Origin of the sequence: Bartonella sp. AA83SXKL, assembly GCF_042196965.1 — a bacterium.
GTDB lineage: Bacteria > Pseudomonadota > Alphaproteobacteria > Rhizobiales > Rhizobiaceae > Bartonella.
The window spans coordinates 80,103-93,974 of record NZ_JBHIRG010000003.1 but is presented as its reverse complement, the minus strand read 5'-3'; the positions used below and the strand labels follow the sequence as shown (position 1 = coordinate 93,974).

Here is a 13,872-nt window from a genome sequence, read left to right as displayed (position 1 = left end):
ATTTTTTTCAAGAAACAATATCACAAAGCCATCATTTTAAATTGAAAAACTCACACCACAACCACATGATGAAACAGCATTGGGATTGTGGATTTGAAAAGACTGCCCCATAAGATCATCAACAAAATCAATCTCAGCTCCTTCCATGAAAGGAAGTGATAGTAAATCAATAAACACAACAGCCCCATCTTTTGTGAGAACGAGGTCATCTTTACACATTTCAGAAACCAAGTCATATTTATAAGAAAAACCAGAACACCCACCACCTTCAACAGAAATACGCAATGCTATTTTATCGGGTTCACGCAAAAGTATCTGTGCAATTTTTTTGGCAGCAACATCTGAAATTTTCACATTCATTTTATATATCCTTGCATTAAACCATCAAGAAAGAGTATCCCATACTCAAAGAGCAGTTTATTTGTCATAAACCACTCTCAATTTTAAGATGATAATGGGCAACTTGCAATGGATATAGGCAATATCAACTTTAATTACCAATCTCGAGCAGTGTACAGTGCTCATCCGCAAACAAGCCGTGGTAGATTATTCCATGAAACGATGAGTACCACACGCTCACCTTTTCAACGAGATAGAGATCGTATTATCCATTCTAATGCATTTCGACGTCTTAAACATAAAACGCAAGTATTTATTGCTGACGAAAGCGATCATTATCGTACTCGCCTAACCCATTCCATAGAGGTCTCTCAAATTGCAAGAACATTAGCCCGTGCCCTTTGTCTTGATGAAGATCTTGCCGAAGCCATTGCCCTTGTTCACGACTTTGGACACACGCCCTTTGGCCATGCTGGAGAAGATGCACTTAATGAAGCCATGGTACATTATGGCGGCTTTGATCATAATGCACAAGCATTACGCATTGTCACAAAACTAGAACAGCGCTATGCAAATTTTGATGGACTTAACCTTACATGGGAAACCCTCGAAGGACTTGTAAAGCATAATGGTCCCCTTTTAGGTCCTCACGCGAAGAATAAGGAAGTTCCTATCGATATTTTACAATACAATGCAGAGCAAGACCTTGCACTCGATTGTTTTGCAGGACTAGAAGCGCAATGTGCTGCTATTGCAGATGATATCGCATACAATGCGCATGATATTGATGATGGTCTACGTTCGCAATTTTTAACACTCGATCAATTTGAACATGTTTCACTAACAGCAACAATATTAAAAGATATAACAGATGAGCATCCCCACCTCGACCAAGCGCGTCGCGGTTACACACTTGTACGAAGACAAATAACAACCATGGTTGAAGATGTTATCAAACAATCACAAGAAAATTTAGCACGCATCAAACCAACAAGCATAAACGATATTCACCAAGCAAAACAAACTATTGTCACCTTTTCACCGACAATGATCGTTTATGAAACAGAACTAAAAAACTTTTTATTTAAAAATCTTTACTACCATGAACAAGTTCTTAGTCGTCGCAATGCAGCAAAATGCATTGTACAAAAATTATTCAATTGTTATTATGAAAATCCAAATACAATGCCTGAAAGTTGGCAGAGCAAAACAGTGCACTTAAAAAATCAAGAGTTAGCACGTTTGATTGCTGACTTTCTTTCAGGCATGACAGATCACTACGCTCTACGTGAATATCACCGTTTATTTGACCATACAGATAATTTCGTCTAATGGCTTTTGGCATCATCATGGAAGCTAAATATGAATATCTTTAAAAACTTCGAAAAAAAAATTAAGAGATCAATTGAATTATCTGATATAAAAGGAAAAAATGGAGAAGATCTAGATTTATCAAAAATCACTGTTGATCCTCCGCGTGATTCCTCCCATGGTCATTTATCAACCAATGCTGCTATGGTGCTTGCAAAATCTATTGGAATCAATCCACGTGCACTTGCAGATAAAATCATAGAACTTCTTAAAAATGATTCCTCTATCGAAAATATAGATGTTGCCGGTCCTGGTTTTATAAACATAAAGCTTACAAAATTATTTTGGCAAGATGCTATAAAATCCATGCTTGAATCAGGCACTTCTTATGGTCGTATTCCAATGGGACAAGGAAAACGCGTCAATGTTGAATATGTCTCAGCAAATCCGACAGGACCAATGCATGTAGGACACTGCCGCGGAGCGGTTGTTGGGGATGTTCTCTCCAATTTGCTACAATTTACGGGCTATAACATTACGAAAGAATATTATATCAATGATGCTGGTCAACAAATCGAAGTCCTCGCCCACTCTGTACTATTGCGCTATCGTGAGGCTCTTGGGCAAGAAATTAATGAAATTCCAGAAGGGCTATATCCTGGAGAATACTTGATACCATTGGGACAATCACTTGCTCAAGAGTTTGGTGACCAACTCCTCACGATGGATAAAGATGAAGCCTTATCTCTTGTGAAAGAACGTGCAATTCATGCAATGATGTCCATGATTCGCGAAGATTTGGCTGCTCTTAATATTTATCATGATATCTTTTTCTCTGAGCGAATGCTTTATGCAGATAATGCACGCGCCATTCGTAACACCATTAACGACCTCACTTTAAATGGTTATATCTACAAAGGAAAACTCCCCCCTCCCAAGGGACAAAATACAGAAGATTGGGAACCAAGTGAACAAACTTTGTTCCGTTCAACAAATGTTGGTGATGACCAAGACCGTGTTTTAGTCAAATCTGATGGTTCTTACACTTATTTTGCTGCTGATGTTGCTTATTTTCGGGATAAATTTAATCGTCATTTTGATGAAATGATTTATATTCTAGGCACAGACCATGCTGGCTATGTAAAGCGGCTAGAGGCAATGGCAAAAGCAATTTCTGGGGATAAAGCTAAATTAAGCGTCTTCTTATGTCAATTGGTAAAACTTTTTCGCAACGGTCATCCTGTACGCATGTCAAAAAGAGCGGGATCTTTTGTCACTCTACGGGATGTTGTCGAAGAGGTTGGGCGTGATCCTGTGCGTTTTATGATGTTATACCGTAAGTGTGAAGCACCTCTTGATTTTGATTTTGCAAAAGTAACAGAACAATCAAAAGATAACCCCATCTTTTACGTACAATATGCAAGTGCACGTTGTCACTCAGTCTTTCGTCAAGCACAAGAAGCGCTTCATATTAAAAACTTTTCAAATGATACATTAATCGCCCATCTTCATCGATTAACAGATGACCATGAAATATTGTTAATACGCAAACTTTCTGAATATCCACGTATCATTGAACAGGCCGTCGTTCATAAGGAACCGCATCGATTAGCGTTTTATCTTTATGACCTTGCTTCCAGCTTTCACACCCATTGGAATAAAGGGAGTGAAAATCTCAATTTACGCTTTATTCAACCTGATGATAAAGAGTTATCCTTTGCAAGATTGGGGTTGATACAAGCTGTTATCAATATTTTATCATCAGGACTTACCATCATAGGAGTCGAAGCACCAATAGAAATGCGTTGAAAAAGTTCTATAAATACATACAATAGGTACTCTATTGATAAACTTTTTCATGTATCCTTGCATGAGAGGGGGAAAATTTATAATTTTAATATAACAAATCAAAATCAACCATTGATTGCACGCAGATGCAAATCACCATGTGAGAAAAGCTATGAGCGATAACGATCGCAAAAATCTACACGAAACAAAACACGATCATGAACACCATGATCCTTTGGAAAGGCTTACGCGCATTTTTAATCCGCACAAACAAAGCGGAAACCAAAATGAGCAATCTTCTTTACAGACAGATCGATCAACATCTCACCCCGAAACATCATCCCATGATGATGATTTTGATTTGTCCTTTCTAGAAGAGGAACTTGAAAATAATTTAGCACATAACTTACCGTTTGATGATCAAAAAAAACAATGGGACTTGCGTGCAACCAGCAACGCAACAGCCTCAGATATTGCACAAACTGTTTCTTTCAACCATTCAAAACAAAATAATTTATCTGAAGAGAAATATTCTTCACCTAGCAGTCATGATGAAGAACAAATTTTAGATGAGCTTTCTCCATTACCAATCCCAAAGAATCAATCCCCTCAAGAGAAAACAACAGCAACCAGTGCTGATCCGTTTCTTAAAAAAAGTAACCTTATTTCACAATCAGAATCAGAAAATTTCTTTTTTGATAAATCTGAAAGGCGCGAAAATAAGAAAGAGATTCCAGAATCTGTTGAACAAACCAATCGTTTTTCACAAACAAATTCACAACAGCCTAAAACTACGGATATACAACAAACTTATGATGACAATCAAAACCTCTATGACACTCCTGTAAACCATCCCTATAAAATTTCAGCTGATCAAGAAAATTGGATCAAAAAAGATTATCCTGATGTCTCCTCTTCTACAGAGGCAAATGAGTTTTTCTCATCTTCTAATCTTATGTCAGAAAGACAAAACACTGCAAGAAATCAAACAAGAAGTACCTTCTCCTCACCTTTAGATTCTCCACCAGTTGATAGACAATCTTATTTAAAGGGGGCTTCACAAGAAGATCATACAACCAATTATCCCCATTTTTTTGCAGAAAACCCCTCACAACAAAAAACTTATGGCGAAAAAGTTCCGATATATGATGAGGCTCGAGCCCAATACATCAATAACGCCGAAGGTGCCTCTAACCCAAATAGAGAAATTTCATATAATGAAAATAATTTAGATGAGTTTCTTTCCTCATCCCCCTCTTTAAATACAAAACAAACGGATGGCTTTTTTGCCCATAACTATACGCACAGAGATACTCCCCCTCCCAATGTTGATACTTATAAATTTTCAGAGGAAATCGTAGAAAAAACTGGTCCTATTATGGTTCCAGAAGTCCCGTATGAAGCGCCAGAATATGATGTGCCAACTAGTGGTGGTTTAGAAGAAGAATTTGCTGATGTACTTAATGTAGGAAATGTCCCAACGGATAATTTTTCTCAAAAACAACAGAAAAATGAAGTTTTTAGTGAAGTTTTTCATCAGTCTATGCAAAATTCAAAAGAAGGTGTTTATGTAAACTCTAAAGAACAAAATTCCGACTATTTTTCTTCTGACAATATGGAATATAATTTTCCCCCTTTTAGCGAGAATTCATCATATACAAGCTCAGATGAGGTTCCCACGCATCCACCAGCTCCTCCTCCCTTAAAAAGTTTTATTTTTAGTAAAACTTTCGTTAAAGGTATTTTTATACTTATTTTAATAGGAATTGGGTTTTCTGCTTATTCGCATTTTTTTATGCCATCACAAAAAAATGAAGAAACGGTCATTATCCACGCTGATAATACGCCTTTTAAATTCAAACCAGAAACAACTGAAACGAAAAATGATGTTGCACATAATTTAGATATCTATAAACAAACAACTGAACAAAATGAGAAACAAGAAAATACACAACAATTTCTTATTGATAACTCTGAACAACCTGAAAATTTAAAAGAATTAAACCCTGAAGAATCTTCAAACATTTCCTCATCGTCTTTAAATGAATCTGATGTTGAAGATGCAGTCACAGAAGCTATAAATCATACTATTCCAATGCGAGAAGTACAAACTGTTATTGTCAATCAAGATGGTACAGTTACACTAGCCCCCGCGCATCAAACAAACAGTAAAACTGCTGCTCAATCTGAAGAAAGCATTGATCAAGCTTCTAATGAACTTCAAGATTCGTCCCTTGTTTCGTCGCATAATTCTGATATAAACGACCAAGAAAGAGATCATGATCTTAAAAATAATATTGATAAAATAATCGCAGAAAATAATTCTAGCTCAAATATTGAAGAAAAATTTATCCCTATTCCTTCTCATGCAGAAAGAAATACACAAGTTGAAACAACAGCCGCGTCTCGCCCCATATCACCAAACAGAGTCGCAGCACAAAATTCAGAAAGTTATTACGTACAACTTGCATCTCAGCCAACGCATGAGCTCGCTAGAAGTTCTTTAAAAAATATGAAATCTAAATTTGGATTCCTTATCGGTACCCGTTCTTTAAATATTCAACCCGCTTTTATACCAGGAAAAGGCACTTATTACCGTGTTCGGATTCAAACACAAGACCGTAATGAAGCCATAATCCTTTGTGAAACCATTAAAAGTTCTGGAGGAAGTTGCTTCATCACGCGCTAAACCAATAATGCAACGGTTATTAAAACCGTTGCATTATTTATTTCCATACCATTTAATTACTTATCAAAAACTTCAGAAATTAAAATCGTCTAATCTTTTTTATGTCTTTGCGCTGACTTTATTCTTTAGTCTACGTCGATTTTCGTCCTATCTAAAAGATTATATTTATAAAAAAATCACTCCGTACCCTTATAAGTATAAGGTACAGAAGGAAGCGAATTTAAATCTTTTTTGGGCGTTGTTACGCTTTGGCTTGTTTCTGGAGTATTATAACGCGAACTATGTTCAGGAGATTTTGCAAAAAAAGATCCTAAAAAACCAAAAACAAACCAGAGAATAACGACCGCAAGAAGAATAGCAAAAATACCCTTAGCAATTGAAACACGTTGTTCACTATCTCTTCTTTCTGCTGCCATACGTTCTTCATATGTGCGATAATTTTTATCAATCATAGTAGATTCCTTTTCTCAATTCCCTTACCTTTTAATTTCTAGACAATATGCATATATGAAATTATTCAGATACTTATTTTGAGAAAACGATAATTATAGAAAAAAGTTCCAGCTTACTTCATAAAGTTGAGAAAAAGAGGCGAGAGTAGAATTAAAATATCTATCATAGCCTTTGAATTCTATAATAAACCTCTTTGTGTTTTATAATAAAACATTGACACAAAGGTTTTGTTAATAATAGAGTTGTGATCAAAATATCTCATTATTTTTATTAATAAAAATGAAACATACTCAAAAGGTTTTTTTATGAAATCTCCTATATCGTCGCTTCCCTTAAAAATAGAAAAACACCCATCTCCTCTGTCAGAAGAAAAATGTGAAGAAATTTTAAAAAGTCCCGGTTTTGGTCAATTTTTCACAGACCACATGTGTACTATTCAATGGACTGAAGACAAAGGCTGGCATAATGCCATCATTTCTCAATACAAAGCTTTAGAAATTAACCCTGCAAGTACCGTTTTACATTACGGACAGGAAATTTTTGAGGGTTTAAAAGCATATCGAGCAAAAGATGGGCGCATCTTGCTCTTCCGTCCTGATGCCAATGCACAACGCTTTATAGAATCAGCGAGGCGTTTAGCTATGCCAGAATTGCCAAAAGATATTTTTCTGGATGCCGTTCATCAATTAGTAAAAATTGATCAAAAATGGGTTTCTAATCATCCCAACGCTAGCCTCTATATCCGTCCATTTATGTTTGGCAATGAAAACTTTTTGGGAGTCCGCCCTTCTCAAGAATATCTTTTTTGTATCATAGCCTCTCCAGTTGAATCCTATTTCAAAGGAGAAGAAAAATCTGTCAATGTATGGATTGAAACAGATTATAGCCGCGCTGGTCCAGGGGGCACAGGCGCTGCAAAATGTGGAGGAAACTATGCAGCAAGCTTACTGGCACAAAAAACTGCAACTGAAAATAATTGTAGCCAAGTACTCTTTCTTGATATGATTGAACATAAATGGATTGAAGAACTTGGTGGTATGAATGTCTGCTTTATTATGGCAGATAGTACACTTGTAACCCCTGCGCTTAACGGCACTATTCTTCCAGGGATAACTCGTGATTCAATCTTAAGGTTAGCTCAACAAATGGGATTAAAAATAGAAGAGCGTCCTTATTCTTTTGCAGCACTTCAAGAAGATGCAAAGAGTGGACACCTTAAAGAAGTCTTTGCTTGTGGTACAGCTGCCGTTGTCACATCAATTGGTCGTTTTAAATATAAAGGGGGAGAATTTATTATTGGAAATGAAACAGTTGGAGGAGTTACAAAGCAGCTTCGTACACAATTGGTTGGCCTTCAAAAAGGGAACATAGAAGATAAAAATGGCTGGGTTCATTCTGTCCAGCTCTCATAATAATAAGATATTCTCATATCTATAAACGCTTCCATAAAAATAGATTCATGGAAGCGTATTTCCTAGAAAAACTCCCTCTATTTTTAATGACGAAAAAAGAAAGCATTAATCAAATTTTGAATGATCTCTATGCTGCGCTTTAATATTACGGACTGTACCCGTATGGGAGCGCATTATGAGAGTTTCCGTTTGAATGTAACGAGATGTAAATTTAACACCAGAAAGCATATTGCCATCTGTCACCCCTGTTGCTGCAAACAAAACATCACCCTTTGCCATTTCTTCCATTGTATAAGCTTTATTGGGATCACTAATCCCCATTTTAGCTGCACGAGCAATTTTCTCTTCTGTATCTAGCAGCAAACGACCTTGCATCTGTCCTCCAATACAGCGCAAAGCAGCAGAAGCTAAAACACCTTCAGGAGCTCCCCCAATCCCCATATAGATATCAATACCTGTTTCTTCTGGATCAGTTGTATCAATAACAGCAGCAACATCTCCATCCCCAATCAAGCGAATCGATGCCCCTGTTGCACGTACTTCATTAACCAATTTTTCATGACGAGGTCTATCCATAATACAAACAACAATCTGATTAACAGCCACTCCTTTAGCCTTCGCAAGAGCATGGATATTATCGGTAGGACAAGCATCTATATCTACTACTCCCTTTGGATAACCAGGACCAATAGCAATTTTTTTCATATAAACATCAGGAGCGTAAAGGAGATTACCTTTTTCAGCAATTGCAATTACTGCCAAAGAATTGGCAATATTTTTAGCACAAAGTGTTGTTCCCTCTAGTGGATCAAGTGCAATATCGATCGCCAACCCACTTTGAAGACCTACTTTTTCTCCAATATAAAGCATAGGCGCTTCATCCCGCTCACCTTCACCAATCACCACTGTACCATCAATAGGCAATCGATTAAGTTCCTGCCGCATTGCATCTACAGCAGCCTGATCCGCAGCTTTTTCATCGCCACGCCCGCGCCAGCGTGCAGCAGCAACAGCAGCACGTTCAGTAACACGTACCAATTCAAGCGTCAAAATACGATCAAGTCCATTTAAAATCTTCTGAGTTGTGGGCATATGAAAAAATCCTACCGAATGAATACCAGAAAAAATATGAGTCCTTATTAAATACTAAGAATAAAGTTTTTGGCAAAGATGAAAATTTTCCACAAGAAACAAAAGAACTCAAGCTTGCCTTTTTGTCATTATCAAGAAAGTTATCAATTCTCTGCCATAGGCTCAATACGAATAAATTGAGATTTTGCAACAAGATGTCCATCTTTTTCAATTTCTGCAAGTGCCTGTCGTACATTCACCTCTGTTGTTTCATGCGTAATTAAAATAATTGTTTTTTCAATTTGATCTTCTACAAAAGATCTTTGAACAATCGACTCCAATGAGATGTGATTATCAGCCATATGCCTTGCAACCGCGGCAAAAACACCAGTACGATCATGAACATTTAAACGAATAAAATAACCCCCTGCATGATGCGAAATACGTGCTTTTTTATGAGGAGTAAGTTCTAATGCTGGACGTCTTAAAACAGGTGCATACTGAAAACCAGAACGCGCTTTTGCTATATCAGCCAAATCACCAATAACGGCTGATGCTGTTGCCATTCCTCCGGCGCCAGGACCAGAAAACAGTAATTCACCTAATAAATCACTTTGAATAGAAAGAGCATTGGTTACGCCATTTATCTGTGCAATCATTGAAGATGTTGGTACCATTGTTGGATGAACGCGTTGCTCTATTCCAGAATCCGTTTTTAATGCAACTCCTAAAAGCTTAATCCGATACCCTAATTCATCAGCTGCTCGAATATCAATTTGCGAAATATTATGAATTCCTTCAACATAAACATCATCTAACGAAACAGCTGTTCCAAATGCCAAGCTTGTCAACAAAGCTAATTTATGAGCAGTATCATTTCCCTCAATATCAAAACTTGGATCTGCTTCAGCATATCCAAGTCTCTGTGCATCTGCTAAACAATCTTTAAATGAAAGACCTTCCGTAAACATGCGTGTTAATATATAATTACAGGTTCCATTGAGAATACCATAAATTCGCGATATCTGATTACTGACAAGTGATTCTCTCATCGCTTTGATGACAGGAATTCCCCCTGCAACAGCTGCTTCAAAATGAAGAAAAACTCCTTTTTTTTCTGCAATTATAGCCAGCTCTACTCCATGTCGAGCAAGAAGGGCTTTATTGGCTGTTACAACATGATGTCCCGCCTCAAGCGCTCTCTTAACAGCGGTGTACACCACATCCAATTCACCACCAATTAACTCTACAAAAACATCAATCTCATCAGAAGCAGCCAACTCCACGGGTGAATCAAACCATTTTATATCACTGAGATCAATTCCACGATTACGGCTTTTATCGCGCGCACTAACAGCAACGACTTTGATGAATCGCCCACATTGACAAGCTAAACTATTCGCTTTTTCACATAGAGCTCGAACAACTGAAGTACCAACCGTACCAAGTCCCGCAACACCAACTTTTAAAGCTTCTGCCATTATTAACCACTGATCCCTCTCTTCACTGAAAAATCGTTTAAATGATGTGCCAATCAACACAAAGAATACTTACATCCATAAGAACAAAAGAAATACCCCGCTCTATTCACTTCATGTTCTCCAATAGAATTATTCCCGCTTGTTCAATCAACATTCCTAAAAATATAATATTTATTGTCTTCAAAGATTTCAGAATCTTTATAAAATATCTAATTCAGAATGAAAATCTGTAAAACTGATAAATGCAAATTGCCATAAAGAAAAGTTCTAAAAAATAATCAATAACAAGTTAAAGAATATTAAGGACTTAGTAAGAAAGAATAAAAACATCTCTTCTAAATTAACAAATACGGAACAAAAAACATTCTTTCATATGAAAAATTAAGAGAATGGATAAAACAAAGTAGATCAGTAAATAATAACACATTTCTTCCTACCATTCCATAGTTTGAAATATAAATCTTTAATGCAAAAATCTTAATGCACTTATATATCAAAATAGAACCTTACATTAAAGTAAAAAACAAGACTTAATATGTGCACACCATAATTCTGAAATATTATAAATATGGAGAATAAATTTGCAAAACTCAAATATTTTACCTAAACTTACTGCCACCTCTTTGAAAAACTAGCGAATTGAAATGACAAAAATCTCAATCTACCCTTTACCCATGCTAATTCATTTTCAAATAAATAACCTTCTCAACATGTGAGGGAACAAATGAAGGGGTTTTAATTTTAAATTCCTTATAAACATGTAAAAGTAAAGATAAGAAAAATATTTTTAATATATTCTGTAAATAATTGCTTTAATATTTTTATTTTCATCATACAGAATCCATTTATATTTTTTAAAATAAAATTAATCTATGGTTTATGCCTAAAAAAACTTTTGTATGATTGGTATTATTTGCTAATTTGGTAATAAATATTTGTTTTATACTTCATAAATTATACAGTTTTTTGCTTTATGATAAGCTCAAATGAGAAATCTTCTGTATAAAGGCTCTTTCTAGCAAGTTAAATAATATTCTCATGTACAAGCAAAGATAACAAACGATAAAATATGCAAAAAATAAACACACTTAAAATAATGTTTTGATCATTTTTGCCTACTAGTCAAACTGAAAAGAAACAATCCAAACAGGAATTGCTCAAAAATTATTCAATAAAACACACTTTTTTCAAAAAAAATGACACAGAGGGCTTGCGAAGTAAAAAGATCCTCTCTATAAGCCTCATCAATGGTTTGCGCCCATCGTCTAGCGGTTAGGACATCGCCCTTTCACGGCGGAAACAGGGGTTCGATTCCCCTTGGGCGTACCATAATTCTTTTTTCTATGTGTAATACATTCATTTTATTCGTATTCTTAAAAATGAGGAATGCATAAATAAAAACGAGGGAATAAGATTTTTAAAGGGATCTCTTCGTAAAAAAGATACAAGAATCATTAGATAATTGATTTCTTTGTTGCATTTCGAAGATAGTGTTTTACTGCGCAAAGTTAATAACAATAAAAATCGATAAAATATAAAAATTAGAAGGTTCTAGCTCGTGATCCGGTGAGTTTATAAGCCATATTCTTGCGTATACCGTTAATTTTTAAATTAAAACCAGCCACATCATTTATACGTTTTTTCCAACCTTCAAAATTGAAGTTTCTCCCAAACGCATTTTATATGAAGCATTTCTAATTACAGTGCCTTTTCACATTAAACTTTTCTATAAACAAACAGACCGTAATCTTAGAATTGAAATGCGATATAAAAATAGATTCTTATTCACCTAACACAACAAATCAAGAAACTATAATTTAGAATACAATCAACTTATTAAATGGAAACTCTGATAATAAAAATGCATAATCCTTGACCCCCAGTGATCTAACTACCTTATCTATTAAACAGATTCTTCATCAATCATAGAATAATTATAGATTTGCAAACACATCACTTCTTTTCAAAAATTAAACCCTCCAACAAAATTTACACTCTATTGATCATAGATTCTAAAAGATCATATTTAAGTGCTTTTTTCCCTTATTTTTACTTTTCATTATAAACTTGAAAGTGCTATAAAGTAGTATCGCTTAAAAAAAAGGACTTCTAATGGCAAAGATCAAAGTAGAAAACCCCGTTGTTGAACTTGATGGGGATGAGATGACCCGTATCATCTGGAAATATATCAAAGATAAATTAATCCATCCCTATCTCAACATTGATCTCAAATATTATGATCTTTCCGTCGAAAATCGTGATGCAACCAATGATCAGGTCACTATCGATTCTGCCAATGCTATCAAAAAATATGGGGTTGGTATAAAATGTGCAACCATCACACCTGATGAGGCACGCGTTAAAGAATTTAACCTAAAAAAAATGTGGAAATCACCTAATGGCACAATCCGCAATATTTTAGGAGGAGTCATTTTTCGCGAACCCATTATCTGTAAAAATGTCCCTCGCCTTGTTCATAACTGGACAAAGCCAATTATTATTGGACGTCACGCTTTTGGTGATCAGTACAAGGCAACAGATTTTAAATTTCCAGGAAAAGGGAAATTAAGTATTAAATTTGTAGGTGATGACAATCAAGTTATTGAACATGATGTTTTTGATGCCCCAAGCGCAGGGGTTGCTATGGCTATGTATAACCTTGATGAGTCAATTCGTGATTTTGCTCGAGCATCCTTTAATTATGGACTACAAAGGAATGTCCCAGTTTATCTTTCAACAAAAAATACCATTCTAAAAACTTACGATGGTCGTTTTAAAGATATCTTTCAAGAAATATTTGATACGGAATTTAAAACTGAATTTGAAAATCGTAAATTATATTACGAACACCGCCTCATTGATGATATGGTTGCTTCTGCAATTAAATGGTCAGGAGGCTATGTATGGGCATGTAAAAACTATGATGGTGATGTTCAATCTGATATTGTTGCCCAAGGCTTTGGTTCTCTCGGTCTCATGACTTCTGTTCTTATGACACCAGATGGTAAAATTGTTGAAGCAGAGGCAGCACACGGCACCGTAACACGCCATTACCGTCAGCATCAAAGAGGCGAAGAAACATCAACGAACTCTATTGCATCTATTTTTGCATGGACGCGTGGACTAGCGCACCGTGCTAAACTAGATAACAATGAGAAGTTAAAAAACTTTTCCACGACATTGGAAGAAGTTTGTATTAAAACCGTCGAAGAAGGTTTTATGACTAAAGATCTCGCACTTTTGATTGGGCCTAAACAAAAGTGGCTTTCTACAACAGGTTTCCTCGATAAAATTGATGAGAATCTCAAAAAAGCAATGGGCAATTAAG

General features: G+C 35.8%; 9 protein-coding genes and 1 tRNA gene. 6 read left to right on the top strand and 4 right to left on the bottom strand.

Annotated features, from left to right (window positions below; all coding sequences use genetic code 11):
- Positions 1–36: 36 nt before the first annotated feature.
- Positions 37–360, bottom strand: a complete 324-nt coding sequence (locus tag ACFINO_RS02580) for a HesB/IscA family protein (RefSeq protein ID WP_375633181.1) — start codon at positions 358–360, stop codon at positions 37–39.
- 108 nt (positions 361–468) lie between these two features.
- Here ACFINO_RS02580 and ACFINO_RS02575 point away from each other — a divergent pair, with 108 nt between their 5' ends.
- The 3 genes from ACFINO_RS02575 (at position 469) to ACFINO_RS02565 (ending at position 6,127) form a co-directional block, all read left to right on the top strand.
- Positions 469–1,671, top strand: coding sequence for a deoxyguanosinetriphosphate triphosphohydrolase (locus tag ACFINO_RS02575; protein WP_375655001.1), 1,203 nt, complete (start codon positions 469–471; stop codon positions 1,669–1,671).
- Positions 1,672–1,701: 30 nt separating this feature from the next.
- The gene (gene argS, locus ACFINO_RS02570; protein WP_375633183.1) at positions 1,702–3,459 is read left to right on the top strand and encodes an arginine--tRNA ligase; all 1,758 of its coding nucleotides are present in this window, start codon (positions 1,702–1,704) and stop codon (positions 3,457–3,459) included.
- A 151-nt stretch (positions 3,460–3,610) separates the two neighbouring features.
- Positions 3,611–6,127 carry an SPOR domain-containing protein gene (locus ACFINO_RS02565; RefSeq protein WP_375655000.1) on the top strand — a complete coding sequence of 839 codons (2,517 nt, stop codon included), beginning with the start codon at positions 3,611–3,613 and terminating at the stop codon, positions 6,125–6,127.
- Between the two features lie 176 nt (positions 6,128–6,303).
- Here the strand turns inward: ACFINO_RS02565 and ACFINO_RS02560 are convergent, their stop codons facing one another.
- A complete protein-coding gene (locus tag ACFINO_RS02560; protein WP_375642999.1) occupies positions 6,304–6,579 on the bottom strand; it encodes a hypothetical protein in 276 nt (91 codons plus the stop codon).
- 306 nt (positions 6,580–6,885) lie between these two features.
- On the opposite strand from ACFINO_RS02560, the gene ACFINO_RS02555 reads away from it, so the two are divergent.
- The gene (locus tag ACFINO_RS02555; RefSeq protein ID WP_375643002.1) at positions 6,886–7,992 is read left to right on the top strand and encodes a branched-chain amino acid aminotransferase; all 1,107 of its coding nucleotides are present in this window, start codon (positions 6,886–6,888) and stop codon (positions 7,990–7,992) included.
- Positions 7,993–8,097: 105 nt separating this feature from the next.
- On the opposite strand, the gene glpX is transcribed toward ACFINO_RS02555, so the two are convergent.
- Together glpX and ACFINO_RS02545 are read right to left on the bottom strand one after the other, a co-directional pair.
- Positions 8,098–9,084 (bottom strand): class II fructose-bisphosphatase, encoded by a 987-nt coding sequence (glpX, locus tag ACFINO_RS02550; RefSeq protein WP_375634464.1) that lies wholly within the window; start codon positions 9,082–9,084, stop codon positions 8,098–8,100.
- Between the two features lie 143 nt (positions 9,085–9,227).
- Positions 9,228–10,544 carry a homoserine dehydrogenase gene (locus ACFINO_RS02545; RefSeq protein WP_375633188.1) on the bottom strand — a complete coding sequence of 439 codons (1,317 nt, stop codon included), beginning with the start codon at positions 10,542–10,544 and terminating at the stop codon, positions 9,228–9,230.
- Between the two features lie 1,254 nt (positions 10,545–11,798).
- On the opposite strand from ACFINO_RS02545, the gene ACFINO_RS02540 reads away from it, so the two are divergent.
- Both ACFINO_RS02540 and ACFINO_RS02535 read left to right on the top strand, forming a co-directional pair.
- Positions 11,799–11,873: transfer RNA gene (locus ACFINO_RS02540), tRNA-Glu, on the top strand.
- 783 nt (positions 11,874–12,656) lie between these two features.
- Complete coding sequence (locus ACFINO_RS02535) at positions 12,657–13,871, top strand: NADP-dependent isocitrate dehydrogenase (protein WP_375633834.1); 1,215 nt, start codon at positions 12,657–12,659, stop codon at positions 13,869–13,871.
- Position 13,872: the final 1 nt, after the last annotated feature.

Coding starts and splice junctions, on each gene's coding strand:
- ACFINO_RS02580 (WP_375633181.1), bottom strand. CDS start 360: ATGAATGTGAAAATTTCAGATGTTGCTGCCAAAAAAATTGCACAGATA.
- ACFINO_RS02575 (WP_375655001.1), top strand. CDS start 469: ATGGATATAGGCAATATCAACTTTAATTACCAATCTCGAGCAGTGTAC.
- argS (WP_375633183.1), top strand. CDS start 1,702: ATGAATATCTTTAAAAACTTCGAAAAAAAAATTAAGAGATCAATTGAA.
- ACFINO_RS02565 (WP_375655000.1), top strand. CDS start 3,611: ATGAGCGATAACGATCGCAAAAATCTACACGAAACAAAACACGATCAT.
- ACFINO_RS02560 (WP_375642999.1), bottom strand. CDS start 6,579: ATGATTGATAAAAATTATCGCACATATGAAGAACGTATGGCAGCAGAA.
- ACFINO_RS02555 (WP_375643002.1), top strand. CDS start 6,886: ATGAAATCTCCTATATCGTCGCTTCCCTTAAAAATAGAAAAACACCCA.
- glpX (WP_375634464.1), bottom strand. CDS start 9,084: ATGCCCACAACTCAGAAGATTTTAAATGGACTTGATCGTATTTTGACG.
- ACFINO_RS02545 (WP_375633188.1), bottom strand. CDS start 10,544: ATGGCAGAAGCTTTAAAAGTTGGTGTTGCGGGACTTGGTACGGTTGGT.
- ACFINO_RS02535 (WP_375633834.1), top strand. CDS start 12,657: ATGGCAAAGATCAAAGTAGAAAACCCCGTTGTTGAACTTGATGGGGAT.